Below are 15,059 nucleotides of genomic sequence, written 5' to 3'. Positions count from 1 at the left end.
CAGAGCCTGAAAACGATGCCCTTAGGCCCGACATACGCTGTCGTCTAGGAAAGATCGCATGAGACCAGACCGAGGCAATTGGACCGCATTCGGCGGGGCCTTGCCGGTTCTGCCGGGTTCCTGTCCTTGCCAATATCCTGCGTCAAAACAGCAGCCCACGGCTATGAACAGGGTTTTGCCGGGCATCGAGCTCGATCAGGACATCGACGCGCGGCGACAGGTCGATCAGCATATGGCGGGTCAGACGTTCGTAATGGCTTACGAAACGTTTGACCGCATCGTCATCCATGGCTGCGGGGGAATCCGGCCGGGCTTCGCGCAGCTTGTGTTCCTGCAGTATCCTGTTGGCCAGAACATGGTCGAAAGACGGCGGTTTCAGCATCACCATATGGTCGATGGCGGAAAACCAGCGCGCATAGTCAGTGCGCAGCGCGTCATTGACATGACTGCGCCAGATGCCTTGCGGGTCCTCCTGCGCTTCCAGAGCGTTGATCGGTGCGGTCAGGCTGCTGTGATCCTGCAGTCTTGCCCCCACGCACCATCCTTCGAACAGGATGACATCGGGCCGAACTGAACATTCGACCCAATTCTGCGGCGGCATACGGTCGTCCGCGCTTTTGCTGAAGCGGGGTATCAACACCCGCGCCCCGGCCCGCAGGCTGTCGATCAACGCCATTCCCATGGCAACGTCATGCGTGCCGGGAACGCCGCGTGTGCGGAACAGCGGGTGGACCTCCTGCGCCATCCTCTGCCGCTCGGCCAGCGGCAGATAAAGGTCATCAAGCGACAGGGTAACGGCCGTGAGCCCCAGCTCGGGCAGCAGGGCTTCCTGAAGGAAACGGCAAAGGGTGGATTTGCCACTGCCCTGCGCCCCGTTTACGCCCACGACGATCGGCGCATGTGTCATGCGGTGCCAGTCGGCGATCTTTCGCGCCAGCGGTCGCCACCAGCGATCAACCGTTTCCCCATAAGTGTCAGGCAAGCGCTCGTCGACAATCAGCCTTGATGTAAGATCGCTCATGACCGAACGGCTCTTGGAGAGCGGCCCTGTGCCAAGTCGTCAGGATTGGCCAAGGCGCGCAACCCCATTGCCAATGCATCGACCAGCGCGGCTTCATCCACCACATCGCTCCGCGCGATGTTGATCAGGATGGCATGCGGTTTCATATGTGCCGGAACCTTTGCATTGATGATGCCGCTTAGGGCTTGAGCCGCCATCCGGTGCGGAAAATCCACGCCAGAGCGATCAGGCACAGCGCCATGAAGCCTGCGGTGAACGCAAGGCTGGCGCCGACCCCGACATCGCCAAGGCCATAGAAGCTCCAGCGAAAGCCGCTGACCAGATACACCACCGGGTTGAACAGGCTGACCGTGCGCCACGGCTGGGGCAGCATGTCGATCGAATAGAATGCGCCGCCAAGGAAGGTCAGCGGGGTGATGACCAGCGAGGGAATGATCGCCAACTGCTCGAAATTCTTGGCCCAGATGCCGATGAGAAAGCCGAACAGGCTGAAAGTCAGCGAGGTCAGCAGCAGGAAGGCGACCATCCACACCGGATGCAGGATGCGCACATCGGTAAAGAAGGTGGCCGTGGCAAGGATGATAAGGCCGATCACCACCGATTTGGTCGCCGCCGCGCCGACATAGCCGACCACCGCCTCGACCGCATTGAGCGGGGCCGAGAGGATTTCGAACATCGTGCCGGTGAATTTGGGAAAATAGATGCCGATGGAGGCGTTCGAGATGCTTTGAGTCAAAAGGCTGAGCATGATCAGGCCCGGCACGATGAAGGCGCCATAGCCCACCCCGCCGACATGGCTCATCCGCGAGCCGATGGCGCCGCCAAAGACGATGAAATAGAGCGCCGTGGTGATGACAGGCGTCGCCACGCTTTGCCAGACGGTGCGGATCGAGCGGGCCATTTCGGTGCGGTAAATCGCCCAGATACCGTGGAGGTTCACCCCGCTCATGCCGCTTTCTCCACCAGATTGACGAAAATATCCTCCAGCGTGCTGCGGCTGGTGTCGAGATCGCGATAGGCAATGCCCAATTCGCTCATGCGGTGGAGCAGAGCGGGCATGCCGGTGTCCTCGGCCTGCGCATCGAAACTGTAGATCAGACGCAACCCATCCTCGGCCAGCACAAGCGACCACTCGGCAAGCTCGTCAGGAATCGTGGCCAAGGGTGCCTGCAATGTCAGGGTCAGTTGCCGCTTGCCCATCTTGCGCATCAGTGCGTCCTTGTCCTCGACCAGCAGCAGCCGACCGCCGTTGATGACGCCCACGCGGTCCGCCATTTCCTCGGCCTCCTCGATGTAATGGGTGGTCAGGATGATCGTCATCCCCCGCTCGCGCAGCTTGCGCACCAGCGCCCACATGTCGCGGCGCAGATTGACGTCCACGCCCGCCGTCGGCTCGTCGAGGAACAGCAATTCGGGTTCATGGCTCAACGCCTTGGCGATCATCACGCGGCGCTTCATGCCGCCCGACAATTCCATGATGCGCGCATTGCGTTTGTCCCACAGCGAGAGGTCGCGCAGGATTTCCTCGATATAGGCCGGATCAGGCGCCTTGCCGAACAGGCCCCGGCTGAAGCGCACGGTGTTGAGCACCGTCGAGAACATATCCAGCGCAATTTCCTGCGGCACAAGGCCGATGCGCTGGCGGGCCTCGCGGCGGGCATGGTCAATGTCATGTCCGGCCACGGAAATCGTGCCTGCGGTGCGGGTCACGGTGCCGCAGATGATGCTGATAAGGGTTGTCTTACCCGCGCCATTGGGGCCGAGCAGCGCGAAAATTTCGCCTCGTTCTATGGACAGATCGACGCCTTCAAGCGCCTTGTGGCCGGATTTATATTGCTTGCCGAGTGCTTCGATCGAAAGGATCGCAGGCATGGAGCCTCCATGTGGGGGACATGGACGGCAGGATGCGCCGTCGCGCCCAAGATGGCGCGGCCGGAGCGGATGTCCAGACCGACAACGCGCCGACCGCCAAATATATCGTCGGCGCAACGGATCTCGCCTTGCCGATGGAATCAGGCTAGATTGGCGATCAAACGGGCCAAAGAGCACCGTGAGGGGCAGAGAGGAGCGGCATTGGCCGGTGGATGACAACCAACTCATTGCCACGATGTATGGCGCGGTAGGCGAGGAACTGCGCTGGACCGCCGTGCTCGATGCAATAAAGTTGCGTCTGGGGGTGGCCAGCGCGGTGTTTCAGAGCCTTGTTGCGCATAAGGACGATCTGGTCCCGTTCATTTGTCGGCGCGATACATGGTCCACACAGGAGGCGGAGCGCCACGATGCCTGGGCCAATTCGCCGCTCAACCCCCGCTTTCGCCGCGACACCGAACCGCGCGGACAGGACGAGATCGAGAGCGATCAGCGCAGTCTGGCTTTCACCGCCGCTGATCGGGAGGCTTTGCGCCATGGTCTGGCCACCTGTGGTCTGGGGCCGGGATTCTGGCTGGGGTGCAAGACCGCGCCGGGCGAACATACGACGATGATTTTCCATCGTCACCTTGGCGATGGCCGCGACATGACCGAGGCGGATCTGGGCTTTCTGAACCAGCTTTTGCCCCATTTCCGGCAGGCTTCGAGCCTTTTGGGCAAAATTGCGGGCTATGAGGCGCGGCTTTCGATAACCGAAGCCTTCATGGATTCAACCAGCCTTGCGCTCATCGTCTGCGATAGGGATCTCAACATTCGGTGGATGAATGCGGCGACCGAAGGGCTTGTGGGCACGCTGCCGCAGATGTCGGGATCAGGCGGCAGGTTGCGGTTTCGCGCGATGGATGCCGATCTGATGGTTCGGGATGCCATCAGAGGACAGCGGGGCGACACCTGCCGCATCGCTGGGGATGGGCCCGGCCAAGTGCTGCATCTTCGCGTGCTGCGCCGCGATGCCGCCGACCGTCCGGGGGATAATCTCGCGCTTGTCGCGCTCTGCTCGCCCGCCACGGCGCCCAGCATCAATGCGGCTGAAGTGGCCGACCTGTTCGGCCTGACCATGGCCGAGGCCATGCTGACCACGCATCTGGTGGGCGGCATGACGGTCAAGGATTTCGCCGCCCATCGCGGCATTGCCGAAGGCACCGCAAGGATGCAGCTGAAAAGCGCGCTGGCCAAGGCCGGGGTTGGCCGTCAGGCTGATCTGGTCCGGCAGGTCTGCCAGTCGCTGGCGCGGCTCTAGGGTGGCCGGGGCGGATTGCCGCCGCCCCGGTCCGGCCATTAGAACGTTACGTTCAGCTTGACGCCAAACTCACGCGGGGCCCCATAGAATTCGTTCGAATTCAATTGGCCCGTGATATATTGCTTGTTCGTCAGGTTGGTGCCCCATGCCTCGACTTTCAGCCTTTCGTTCAGCTTAAGCGTCAGAATGGCTGAAAGCAGCCCACGCGCATTGAGCCGGTCCGACAGCGGCGAATAGCCGATATAGGTGAACTGCTCACCGACATAGGCATAGTTGACCCGAGGCGTCAGCGTTACCTCACCGCCCAGCGACAGCTCATATTCAAACCCGCCGCCCCATGTCAGGCGCGGCGCATAGAGATTGGGGCCGCCCCCTGTGGTCTGGATAAAGGGCCGATAGTCAAAGCAGAGCGGCGGCGAGGATGGCTGGCCGACCGGGCATTGCGGCCCCAGATTGGCCCCGCCCAACTGGCGCGTGTTGACAAAGGTCACGCTGGCCAGATGCGAATCCACAAAGGCAACATTGGCGTCAAAGCCAAAGGCGCCAAAGCGTCCCTGCACCTGCGCCTCCACGCCCTTGATCTTGACCGTGGAGATGTTTTCCACGCCCGAAAAGCCGGTGCTGGGTTCGACCACGTTGAACTGGAAATTCGCGTATTGATTGTAGAAAGCGCTCAACTGCGTGCGGATGCGGTTGTGCAGAAAGGCTGATTTCCAGCCCGCCTCATAGCTGATCACGCGTTCGGGGTCGAAGTTCGATGTGGGCGAATTGAAGCCGCCCGGCTTGTACCCGCGCGCAACCAGCGCATAGAGCAGGTTGTCGCGGTCGATCTTCCAGTTGAGCGCGAATTTGCCGGTTGCCAGCGAATCCTTATGCTCGCCCGCCAGCGAGGCAACGGCAAGGCCCGCCGAGGGAAAGCCGGGAATGCCGCGCCCAATGGTGACATTGCCATAGCCGGTGGCCTTATAGGTCGAATAGCGCGCGCCCAATTGCGCCTCAAGGCCCGGCACGATCTCGTAATTGCCCTGTGCAAACAGGCCGGTCGTTGTGCGCTGGTTGCCGCCGATGATGTCGGTGGGAAAACCGCCCTGATCCTGAAGGATTCGGATGCGGATATCGTTGCGCTGGAAATAGCCGCCCAGAATCCAGTCAAACCGCCCCGCCGTGGGCGAGATGATGTTGATTTCCTGCGTATAGACCTTTTCGCCCGCGAAATAGTTTTCCGCCACCCCGCCCGGCCCGGTCGAAGCATCGACATCGTTGAGCGCATTGATCCGCTTGTTCTGATACCCCGTGACCGAACGGAGCACGATCCCGCTGGCCAATTCCTGTTTCAACTCAAGGCTGGCCTGAAAGGCGTGTTCGCGGTTGGCGACTGGCGTGTCAAAGCTGAGCGTGCGGATGTCGCCGACGCGGTAGGCGTCAAAGGGCGTGCCAAGGATCGGGCGATAGGCATAGCCGCCCGTGTTGCGGTCATTGAACGAGACCTTTGCGATGGCCTGAAACGATCCGGGCTTCCACATGGCGGTCAGGCGACCGCCGCCCTCCTGCAGCTTGCCCGCATCCGTGGGCACCGGGCCGACGCTGGTGTAATAGCTGCGATGGCTGCGATAGAAACCGGCCGCGCGCAGCCCGAATGTGTCGGAAACCGGCAGGTTCACCGCGCCTTCGGACTGGAACGAATTGTAATTGCCTAAGCCCGCCGTGGCATAGCCGCCGAGGCCCTTGTTGAGCTGCGGGTTCTGCGTGTTGATGAAGATCGCGCCGCCGGTCGAGTTTGATCCAACCAGCGTCCCTTGCGGCCCGCGCAGCACCTCGACGCCGGCCAGATCGTAAAAGCTGTTGGCCTGAACGATGGGGGGCTGAAACAGGCCATCGACATAGGTGGCGACACCGGCCGTCACGCTGGGCGAATTGCTGGCCAGACCGATGCCGCGGATGTTGATCGACTGGGTAATCCCGCCATCGGAGATCGAAAGGGCCGGGCTGGCATTTTGCAGATCGGCCAGATTGGTCACGCCCTTGGCGGCCAGTGAGCGGGAATCGAAGGCTGTCGCCGCGACCGCCAGATCCTGCAGCTTCTCCTTGCGCCGCTGGGCGGTGACGATGATGTCGCCGACGCCCTGACTGGCGGCCTCTGGCGCGGCGGGTGCTGGCTGCGTTTGGGCCAGACCCGCATCCGATTGAAAAGCAAGGGCGAGCGCGAGAGCGCCCCCCAGCATAGAGTGTAGTTTCATGTTTCCCTCCCTTTGTTTTATATTCTTATGATTGGGGCTTCCACGCCGAGGCTGCGGCCATAAATGCCAAGGTTTCCTGGCTCACTTCGCCGTCCTGCGGCGGGAAATAGCTCAGCTTGACCACAATGGTGCGGCTTGCCGGATCGATGTAGACATACTGCCCTTGCAGCCCGATGGCCGAATAGGCGGGCGAATTGGCCATGGTCCACCATTGATAGCCATAGCCGCCCTCGGGGCCGGTTTCCGGTCCGGCGGGGGCTTGCGCGGCCTTCACCCAATCGGCGCTGACCACGCGCTTGCCGTTGATCACGCCCTGGTCCAGCATCATCTGGCCAAAGCGTGCCCAGTCGCGCAGGGTGGCGTTGAAACCGGCGCCGCTGAACTCGCGCCCGATGCCCGGTTCGCCATCCATGATGTAGAACCCGTCCGCCTCGGTGCCCAGCGGTTCCCACAGCTTGCGCGCGGTATAGGCCGCCACCGATCCGCCGCTGACCCTTTCGATCATCCAGCCCAGCACGGCGGTGTCGATCGTCTTATAGGCAAAGACCTCGCCCGGCTTGGACTTGCGCTTGATCGTGCGGGCCACATCGGCAAAACGCGCGACATTCTTGACCAGCGCGTTGATATGGTTGCTGGCCGCGATGCCGGGATTGGCGAAATCGTAGCGTTCCTCATAATCGACGCCTGATCGCATTTGCAGGATCTGGCGGATGGTTACGCCATCATAGCCGCCGTCCTTCAATTCGGGCAGATAGCGGGTGATCGGATCATCGAGCGAGGCGATCAGACCGTCCGCCAGCGCCGCCCCTACGAGGGTCGAGGTGATCGACTTGGTCATCGACCAGCCCATGAAGCGCGTGCGTTCGTTCGACCCGTTGCGATAGATCTCGGTGACGATCCGCCCGTCCTTCATGATCAGCAGGGCGTTGGTATAGGTCCGCTCCAGCGCCTGCTCGGCGGTCCATGTCTTGCCTCCGAAGGAATAGGTGAAGTCCATCGCTCGTTCGACCTTGGGCAGGGGCGAGGGCGCCCCCGAATGGCCGACAAGGCGCGTGGTGAACAACTGATCCATGTTGCGAAAGGCAAAAGAGTTCACATCCGCATCATTCATGCGCCAGCGCATCACCTGCGTGGCCACCGGCACATCCGAGCGGAGCTCGCCCTTCAATTGGGCGGGAAGCTGTTGCTGGGCGTAAACGCCGGTCGGCCCCATCAGCAAACCGGTCATCGCGCCCACGGCCAGACGAAATGCAAAAGTCATGTTGATCCATCTCCCTGCGGCACGGCTTTCACGAGCCATGCGTTGCGCCGATATTGCGCCGCGCCGAGGAGGTCCGCATGAACCATTTGGTATATGCGATATCAATTTTTCGCGGTGAGTTTGGCTTGATCCGCATTTCTCCTCGCCTATCCCGAGGGGAAGCTGTGACGAGATGCGTATGATCTTTGGAGCGAAGGAGGAATGGGTGGCACAGATTGATGATTGGCTGGCCCGCGCGGCAGGCAATATTCCCGCTGATGGGCTGGATGCGACTTTCTCGGCGCTGGAACAGAGGCTGGGCGAGGAACTGACCCCGATGGCGATGGCGGGCCGACGTGATGCGTGCCGCGCAATGTTCTGTGCCTGTTTCGCGGCCATTGCAGGCTTTTGGGCAATTGGCGGGGCCGATGATATTGCGCAGGCCAAGGCCCAGCCGACATGGATTGCCGCTCCTTCGCAATCCTCGCCCTACAGCCTGCTGATCGGCCACTAGGATGCTGTCCTCTTCCGGCCGCCTGATGCTGTCCACCATCGCCGGGGCGCTGATCGGGGTGATCGTGGCAACGGGGCTGGCCACGGCGTGGGATGCGGCGGGGCATCGCGATTCCGATCTGCATCAAAGGCTGCACCATGCCGTCCCGCTCGACGCGCAGGAACAGGTCACGCTGGACGCCAAGGAGCGCGCCTTTGCCGAAAGGCGCAAGGCCATCGAAGGCGATCTGCAAATGGCCAATGGGCGTCTGGCCGATGCGATCGCCCGCACGCCCAGTTGGTCTCCGCAGGTCGAGGCGGCCACGCGCGATGTCGAAAAGGCCGCCGCCGATCTGCAACGCGCCACGCTGGTCCATGTGTTTGAAATGCGCGCCGGATTAAAGCCCGAGCATCGCGCTGCCTATGATGCGGTGTTGATCGAAGCGCTGCGGCGCGGGCCCCGGTGAATGCCGCCCAGGCCGACCCCGAGCTGGCCTTGCGGGCGGCGCAGGGGGATCGGCGCGCCTATACTGTCCTGATGACGCGCCATGGCGGATCGCTGGCTCAGGCCGCGCGCGCCTTTGGCATGCCCGAAACCGATGTTGATGATGTGGTGCAGGAAAGCTTCATCGCGGCATGGCGCAATCTGGCGCAATATGATCCGGCGCGGCCCTTTCGTGGCTGGCTGTTTCGCATTGCCATCAACAAGATGCGCGATGTACGCCGCCGCCGCCGGGTACGCGCGTTCCTGTTTGGCGCCCATAGATTGGATGAGCGCCCCGATATGGCCGACGATGCGCCCGATCAGGAGCGAAGCGCCATCGCCATCAACGAGTTTGCCCATATCCGCGCCAAACTGGCCTGCCTCGAAGGCAATCTGGGCGAGGCGCTGGTGCTGACCGCGATTGTCGGCATGACCCAGCCTGAGGCGGCGCTGGCGCTGGGCATCAGCGTCAAGAGCATCGAGGGGCGGGTGGCGCGGGCGCGCAGCAGACTGGCGGCGATGCTGGATCAGGAAAAATTGCAAGAGGCCGAGGGGAAGGCGCGGCGCGGCGCGTAGATCCCACGAAAGCCGATAAATCCGGCTTTCGTGGGGAGTTTTCGTCATTTCGCCATCACGCCTTGCCGCCTGCGCACTTCTGTCGCTGTTGACCGCCCCGATGACGGCACGCGCGGAGATCGCGCCGCCCTATCGCGAATTGCTGCGCCGCTCGGTGGAGCGGGCGCCGGTTCTGCTCGAACAGGAGGCCAATCTGCGCGCGGCGCGTTCCGATGCTCGACAGGCCCGCGCATGGGCCAATCCCGCCGTGGGCGTGGAATTTGAAAATATCGGCGGCAATTCGGTCAACAACAGTCCCAGCACCCCGCAAACCACCCTTGCCATCACGCAGCCGCTGGAACTGGCCCAGCGGGGGCCGCGCATCGCCGCCGGTGATGCCGAACTGCGCGCGGCGCAAGCGCGCGGGGCGCAGGTGCAGGTCGATTATGCCGCCCAGCTCGCCATCGCTTATGCGCAGGCTGAGGCGATGCAGCAGCGCCTGCAACTGGCGCAGGACGATGTGGTGCGGGCACAGGAGGACCTAAAGGCCGCCGATGCCCTGGTCGCGGCGGGCAAGGAGGCGAGGCTGCGCAGCGCGCAGGCGCAGGCCAGTCTGTCGGGCGCCATCGCCGCCCGCGCCGCCGCCGATGCCAACTTAAGCGGCGCGCTGGCCGATCTTTCAGTGCTGGCCGGGGTGGAGCAGGCCTTTAGCGGCGTTCCGGCCTCCTTGCTCAGCGATATGCGCGCGCCGATGGGGCCGGGCGAGGGCGTCTCCCCCGCATTGGCCACCGCGCAGGCCGAACGCGATGCCGTGGCCGCGCAGGTTCGTGTCGAGCGCAGCAAGGCGATCCCCGACATCGGCCTGACCGGCGGTCTGCGCCGTTTTGGCGGCAGCCGCGAAACCGGCTTCGTGCTGGGCGTGACCACCACGATCCCGATCTTCAACCAGAACCGGGGCGGCATCGCCGCCGCGCAGGCCCGCACCGAGGCTGCAGAGCAACGCCTGGTCGCCGCCAGATTGGCCAGCGAGGCCATGCGGGGCAAGGCGCTGGCGCAGGTCGCCGCGTCCTCGGCCCGGCTCAAGGCCGCAGCCGAGAGCGAGGAGGCCGCCGCCGAGGCCTACCGCCTTGCCCGGGTCGGCTATGAATCGGGCAAGACCGCGCTGCTCGACCTGCTCACCCTGCGCCGCGCCTTGGGCGATGCCCGCGCGCTGACGATTGATGCCCGCCTTGCCCGGATCGGCGCGCTGGCCATGCTGGCCCGCGTCGATGGCCGCCTTGCCTTCGGAGATTTGTGATGGATGCCCCCCGCCAGCAAAACTGGCCGATGATCGGCGGGATCGCCGCCGCCGCCGCTCTGGCCAGTTTCGGCATCGCCCGCTGGACCGCGCCCGCCGCGCCTGCGCCGTTGGAGGCCAAGCCCGCCGCGAAAGCCGGGCCGGTCGAACTGATCCTGCCCGATGCCTATCTGCAGACGGCCAATATAGTGATCGGCAAGGTTGAGGCCAGCGGCGGGGGGGGCGAGATCCTTGCACCCGCCCATGTCGCGGCCAGCCCGCAGGGCGAGGCCATCGTGGTGGCGCGCGCCTCGGGCGCCCTTGCGCGGATCACCAAACGGCTGGGCGACAGCGTGCGGGCCGGGGAAACATTGGCTTTGGTCGAGAGCCTCGATGCCGCAGGATTTTCCGCCGACCGCAGCGTGGCCGCCTCCAAGGCCGAGCAGGCGCGCCGCGTCTATGAGCGCGAATTGAGCCTGTTCAAACAGGGCGTTACCCCGCGTCAGGATATGGAGGCCGCGCAATCCGCGCTGGCCGTGGCGCAGGCCGAGGCGCGCCGCGCCGCCGCTGTGGCCCGGGCCGCCCATGTCAGCGGGCCGGGCGGGACGGTCGCCATCGTCAGCCCCATCGCCGGGCGCATCACCGCACAGGATGCGACGCTGGGCGCTTATGTCGAGCCGCAGGCCGAATTGTTCCGTGTTGCCGCCGATGGTGCGATGCAGGTCGAGGCCGCCGTGGGCCCGCTCGACGCGCGCCGCATCGCGCCGGGCGATCCGGTCAGCATCGTGCTGGCCACAGGCGCCACGGTGTCGGGCAAGGTCCGCTCGATCACCCCGACCCTCAATGGCGCCAGTCAGGCCGCAACCGTGGTGATCACGCCCGATGCGGGCTCTTCGCTGCTGATCGGGCAGGGGCTTCAGGTCCGCATTCGCGCCGGCGCGGCGGGCGGTAAATCCAGTCTTTCGGTGCCGGAGGAAGCAGTGCAGGTGCTGGATGGCCGTGATGTGGTGTTCCTGCGCACCAAGGGCGGTTTCCGCGCCCAGCCGGTGCTGGTGGGAGCACGCAGCGGGGGCATGGCGCAGATCCTGTCGGGCATCGAGGTCGGGGCGGCGATTGCCACGCGCAACGCCTTCTTGCTCAAGGCCGAGGCCGCCAAGGGCGCCGGGGAAGAGGAATGATGGCGCGCATCCTTGCCGCCGCGGTCCATGGGCGATGGCTGGTGCTGTTTATCACGGCGGTGGTGGCCGCGATCGGCGCGTGGCAGCTCAACCTGCTGCCCATCGACGTCACGCCTGACATCACCAACAAGCAGGTGCAGATCAACACGATCATCGAGACACTATCGCCGGTCGAGGTGGAAAAGCGCGTGACCTTTCCTATCGAGACCGCGCTGTCCGGCCTTGATGGCGTGGAAAGCACGCGGTCCTTTTCGCGCAATGGGTTCAGTCAGGTCACGGTCATCTTCAAGGAAAGCGCCGACCTCTATTTCATGCGCCAGCAGGTGCGCGAAAGGCTGGATCAGGCTCGTGCCAGCCTGCCCACCGGAGCGCAGCCGCAGATGGGGCCGGTTTCCACGGGTCTGGGCGAGATTTTCCACTACAGCGTTGAATTTGAACATCCCGATGGCAAGGGCGCGCCCCGCGCCGACGGCAAGCCGGGATGGCAGAGCGATGGCAGTTTCCTGACCGATCAGGGTGAACGCCTGACCGACCGGGTGGCGCAACTGGCCTATCTGCGCACGGTGCAGGACTGGATCGTGCGGTCGCAATTGCGCACCGTTGCGGGCGTGGCCGATGTGGATTCACTGGGCGGCTATGTGAAGGAATATCTGGTCGAGCCGGACCCGGCCAAGACGGCGGCCTTTGGCCTGTCCTATGACGATTTGGCGCAGGCGCTGGAAAAGGCCAATGTTTCGGTGGGCGCCAATTATATTCAGCGTTCTGGCGAGGCCTATCTGGTGCGCGCCGATGCGCGGGTCCATTCGATTGACGAGATCGCCCGCGCCGTGGTGGCCACGCGCGGCGGCGTGCCGATCACCGTGGGGCAGGTGGCCAAGGTGGAGATCGGCGGCGAATTGCGGCGCGGCGCGGCCAGTCGCGATGGGCATGAAACGGTGATCGGATCGGCGCTGATGCTGGTTGGCGCGAACAGCCGGACCGTGGCGGGCGCGGTGGGCGCCAAATTGCAGGAGATCGCGCGGACGCTGCCCCCCGGCATCCGCATTGTCCCCACGCTCGACCGTTCGCAACTGGTGCTGGCCACGATCACCACGGTGGCGAAGAATCTGGCCGAGGGGGCCGGGCTGGTTATCATCATCCTCTTCGTGCTGCTGGGCAACTGGCGCGCGGCGCTGATCGCCACGCTGGTCATCCCGCTTTCGCTGCTGGTCAGCGCGATTGGCATGAACGGGCTGCATATTTCGGGCAATCTGATGAGCTTGGGCGCGCTGGATTTCGGCCTCATCATCGACGGCGCGGTCATCATTGTCGAAAACAGCCTGCGCCGTCTGGGCGAGCGGCAGGCGCATGAGGGCCGCTTGCTCAGCCTTGCCGAGAGGCTGGAGGAAGTCATTGCTTCCTCAAAGGAAATGGTGCGCCCCACCGTCTATGGCCAGATCGTGATCTTCCTCGTATTCCTGCCCTGCCTGACGTTTCAGGGGGTGGAGGGCAAGATGTTCTCGCCCATGGTCCTTACGCTGATGCTGGCGTTGGCCTCGGCCTTTGTGCTCTCGCTTACCTTTGTGCCGGCGCTGATCGCGTTGATGTTCACCGGTTCGGTCGAGGACAGGGAAGTGCGCGCAATTGCCGTCGTCAAGCATCGCTATGAGCCTTGGCTGCGGCGGGCGGTGGCGCGGCCGGGGCCGTTCATCGGCGCGGGGGCGGGTATTCTGCTGCTGGGCGTGGTGACGTTCCTCTTTGTCGGGCGCGAATTCATGCCGACGCTTGATGAGCAGAACCTCAACCTCTCCTCGGTGCGCATTCCCTCGACCACGATTGAGAAATCGGTCGAGATGGATCTGCCCATCGAGCGCGCTTTGCTGACCCTGCCGGAGGTGAAAACCGTTTATTCGAAGGCAGGCACGGCCAGCCTCGCCGCCGATCCGATGCCGCCCAATGCCTCGGACAATTATGTGATTTTGAAACCGAAAAGCGAATGGCCCGAGGGCGTGACCACCAAGGATCAGGTGATCGCCCGCATCCGCAAGAAGATGGAGGCGATGGTCGGCAATGCCTATGACGCGACCCAGCCTATCGAGATGCGTTTCAACGAATTGATCGGCGGCGTGCGCAGCGATGTTGCGGTCAAGCTCTATGGCGACGATCTGGACGTGATGGCGCGCAATGCCAAGGAGATCGCGGCGGTATTGAAGAAAGTGCCCGGCGCGGTGGATGTTCGCGTGGCGCAGACCGGCGGTTTTCCGACCTTTGACATTGCCTTCGACCGGGCGGCGATTGCGCGTTACGGCCTGACGATGGAGGGCGTGGCGAACACTGTTTCGGCGGCATTGGGCGGGCGCAGCGCAGGGCAGATTTTCGAGGGCGACCGGCGTTTCGATATCGTGGTGCGCCTGCCCGCCGATCAACGCGACAATCTCGATCTGCTGGGCGCGCTGCCGATCCCGCTGGCTTCCGGGGGCGCGTCGGTGCCTCTGCGCGAACTGGCGCAATTTCGCTTTACCGAAGGGCTGAACGAGGTCAGCCGCGACAATGGCAAGCGCCGCATCTATGTCGAGGCCAATGTTTCGGGCCGCGACCTGGGCAGTTTTGTTGACGAAGCCCAGCAGCGGATCGGCGAAAGCATCCGCCTTGCGCCGGGCGAATATATTGAATGGGGCGGCCAGTTCCAGAATCTTCAGGCTGCCACGCAGCGGCTGATGATCATCGTGCCTTTGTGCTTCATCCTGATCGCGGCGGCGCTGTATATGGCCATCGGCAGCCTGTCGCTGACCGCTACGGTTTTGACCGCGGTGCCTATGGCGCTGGCGGGCGGCGTCTTTGCGATTGCCCTGCGCGGCATTCCGTTTTCGATTTCGGCCTCGGTGGGCTTTATCGCGGTGTCGGGCGTGGCGGTTCTCAACGGTCTGGTGCTGATTTCCGCGATCCGCAAGCGGATGGCCGAGGGGCAGGACAGCGATGCCGCCGTAATCGCGGGCGCGATGGAGCGGGTTCGCCCGGTGCTGATGACGGCGCTGGTGGCAAGTCTTGGTTTCGTGCCGATGGCGATTGCCACGGGCACGGGCGCCGAGGTGCAAAAGCCGCTGGCCACGGTGGTGGTGGGCGGTTTGCTGACGGCGACGGTGCTGACGCTTTTTGTGCTGCCCGCGTTGTGCGGATGGCTGCTGCGGCGCGAGAAAGATGCGCCGGAAAGGGGCTGAAACAGCATGACACCGGCTCACCCGCAACCGCGCTTTCATCCGCCTTTCGTGGGCCGAATTCGGGGCAGTTTGGCATCAGCGATATATGCCGCGCCGCATGGCAAATTTGTGACCGCATTCCGTGGCGCGCGCAAATTCGGCAGCCGACCCGTAAAACTGCCCATAAGCTGTTCATTCCAACGGGCGAAAAGGGCCTGAAACTGCCGCAAA

At 63.8% G+C, this 15,059-nt stretch carries 13 protein-coding genes; 7 read left to right on the top strand and 6 right to left on the bottom strand.

Features of this window, described 5'->3' with window-relative positions; translation table 11 throughout:
* Positions 1-142 precede the first annotated feature (142 nt).
* The 4 genes from GGR38_RS13080 to GGR38_RS13065 are packed head-to-tail and all read right to left on the bottom strand — an operon-like array spanning position 143 to position 2,893.
* Positions 143-1,021 (bottom strand): kinase, encoded by an 879-nt coding sequence (locus GGR38_RS13080; protein WP_183626196.1) that lies wholly within the window; start codon positions 1,019-1,021, stop codon positions 143-145.
* A complete protein-coding gene (locus tag GGR38_RS13075) occupies positions 1,018-1,218 on the bottom strand; it encodes an NAD(P)-dependent oxidoreductase (RefSeq protein ID WP_183626194.1) in 201 nt (66 codons plus the stop codon). The genes GGR38_RS13080 and GGR38_RS13075 overlap by 4 nt, the downstream gene beginning before the upstream one ends.
* Positions 1,200-1,970 (bottom strand): ABC transporter permease, encoded by a 771-nt coding sequence (locus GGR38_RS13070; protein WP_183626192.1) that lies wholly within the window; start codon positions 1,968-1,970, stop codon positions 1,200-1,202. The genes GGR38_RS13075 and GGR38_RS13070 overlap by 19 nt, the downstream gene beginning before the upstream one ends.
* The gene (locus GGR38_RS13065) at positions 1,967-2,893 is read right to left on the bottom strand and encodes an ABC transporter ATP-binding protein (RefSeq protein WP_183626190.1); all 927 of its coding nucleotides are present in this window, start codon (positions 2,891-2,893) and stop codon (positions 1,967-1,969) included. The genes GGR38_RS13070 and GGR38_RS13065 overlap by 4 nt, the downstream gene beginning before the upstream one ends.
* Before the next feature lie 208 nt (positions 2,894-3,101).
* On the opposite strand from GGR38_RS13065, the gene GGR38_RS13060 reads away from it, so the two are divergent.
* Entirely contained in the window at positions 3,102-4,190 is a 1,089-nt protein-coding gene (locus GGR38_RS13060; RefSeq protein WP_183626189.1) for a helix-turn-helix transcriptional regulator, read from the top strand.
* A gap of 38 nt (positions 4,191-4,228) precedes the next feature.
* Here GGR38_RS13060 and GGR38_RS13055 read toward each other — a convergent pair whose 3' ends face one another.
* Positions 4,229-6,427 (bottom strand): TonB-dependent receptor, encoded by a 2,199-nt coding sequence (locus tag GGR38_RS13055; RefSeq protein WP_183626187.1) that lies wholly within the window; start codon positions 6,425-6,427, stop codon positions 4,229-4,231.
* 25 nt (positions 6,428-6,452) lie between these two features.
* On the bottom strand, positions 6,453-7,688 hold the full coding sequence (locus GGR38_RS13050; RefSeq protein ID WP_183626185.1) for a serine hydrolase domain-containing protein: 1,236 nt from the start codon (positions 7,686-7,688) through the stop codon (positions 6,453-6,455).
* A 205-nt stretch (positions 7,689-7,893) separates the two neighbouring features.
* On the opposite strand from GGR38_RS13050, the gene GGR38_RS13045 reads away from it, so the two are divergent.
* The 6 genes from GGR38_RS13045 to GGR38_RS13020 all read left to right on the top strand — a co-directional run bounded on the left by GGR38_RS13045 (position 7,894) and on the right by GGR38_RS13020 (position 14,849).
* Complete coding sequence (locus tag GGR38_RS13045; protein ID WP_183626183.1) at positions 7,894-8,181, top strand: CnrY/NccY family anti-sigma factor; 288 nt, start codon at positions 7,894-7,896, stop codon at positions 8,179-8,181.
* A 1-nt stretch (position 8,182) separates the two neighbouring features.
* Complete coding sequence (locus GGR38_RS13040; RefSeq protein ID WP_183626176.1) at positions 8,183-8,626, top strand: periplasmic heavy metal sensor; 444 nt, start codon at positions 8,183-8,185, stop codon at positions 8,624-8,626.
* Positions 8,623-9,219: a sigma-70 family RNA polymerase sigma factor gene (locus tag GGR38_RS13035; protein ID WP_183626174.1), complete on the top strand. Its 597-nt coding sequence runs from the start codon at positions 8,623-8,625 to the stop codon at positions 9,217-9,219. The genes GGR38_RS13040 and GGR38_RS13035 overlap by 4 nt, the downstream gene beginning before the upstream one ends.
* Before the next feature lie 100 nt (positions 9,220-9,319).
* Positions 9,320-10,495, top strand: coding sequence for a TolC family protein (locus tag GGR38_RS13030; RefSeq protein ID WP_183626173.1), 1,176 nt, complete (start codon positions 9,320-9,322; stop codon positions 10,493-10,495).
* Positions 10,495-11,652 carry an efflux RND transporter periplasmic adaptor subunit gene (locus GGR38_RS13025; protein ID WP_183626171.1) on the top strand — a complete coding sequence of 386 codons (1,158 nt, stop codon included), beginning with the start codon at positions 10,495-10,497 and terminating at the stop codon, positions 11,650-11,652. Before GGR38_RS13030 ends, GGR38_RS13025 begins: the two co-directional genes overlap by 1 nt.
* Positions 11,649-14,849, top strand: coding sequence for a CusA/CzcA family heavy metal efflux RND transporter (locus tag GGR38_RS13020; protein ID WP_183626169.1), 3,201 nt, complete (start codon positions 11,649-11,651; stop codon positions 14,847-14,849). Before GGR38_RS13025 ends, GGR38_RS13020 begins: the two co-directional genes overlap by 4 nt.
* Positions 14,850-15,059 lie beyond the last annotated feature (210 nt).

It is taken from the genome of Novosphingobium sediminicola, from assembly GCF_014196525.1.
GTDB lineage: Bacteria > Pseudomonadota > Alphaproteobacteria > Sphingomonadales > Sphingomonadaceae > Novosphingobium > Novosphingobium sediminicola.
The sequence above is the reverse complement of the archived record's forward strand: the minus strand, read 5'-3'. Positions and strand labels throughout refer to the sequence as shown.